Below are 515 nucleotides of genomic sequence, written 5' to 3'. Positions count from 1 at the left end.
ATGTGGTTCAAAAATCTCAAACTATTTCGTCTCAATCCTGACTGGACAATCTCTGCCCAAGACTTGGAGGAAAAGTTACAGGCACATGCCTTTGTCGAAGGTAGCCCGGGACCAGACACCAAACTCGGCTGGACTACTCCGCTGGCGGAAAGTGGCTTAGTGTATGAGCTGGGCCAGTATTATTTCCTTTGCTTACAAGCAGAAAAAAAACTACTACCGGCCAGTGTAATTAACCAATTTACCCGTGAAAAAGCACTCGAAGTTGAGGAGCAACAAGGTTATAAGCCAGGTCGTAAGCAAATGCGTGAGATTAAGGAGATGGTCACTGACACCCTCATTCCTAAGGCATTTAGCATTTTTAGGCAAACCCGTGTCTGCTTGGATTTGGAAAATCACTGGCTCTATATTGATGCAGGCACCGCAGCCAAGGCCGATGAGGTCATCTCCTTATTAGTCAAGGCCTTAGACCCCATGCCAATTCAGTCTTTTATGACCGAAGTCTCTCCTAGCACCGC

Annotated in this window: 1 protein-coding gene; it reads left to right on the top strand. The window is 46.8% G+C overall.

Features of this window, described 5'->3' with window-relative positions; translation table 11 throughout:
- Positions 1 to 515, top strand: a 515-nt coding sequence (locus HMPREF3179_RS03825; protein ID WP_141743437.1) for a recombination-associated protein RdgC, incomplete at both ends; no start/stop codon positions are given.

The organism is Oligella sp. HMSC09E12, assembly GCF_001808505.1.
Taxonomy (GTDB): Bacteria; Pseudomonadota; Gammaproteobacteria; order Burkholderiales; family Burkholderiaceae_B; genus Oligella; species Oligella urethralis.
Note: the sequence above shows the minus strand (reverse complement) of the source record. Positions and strands in the feature narration are given on the sequence as shown.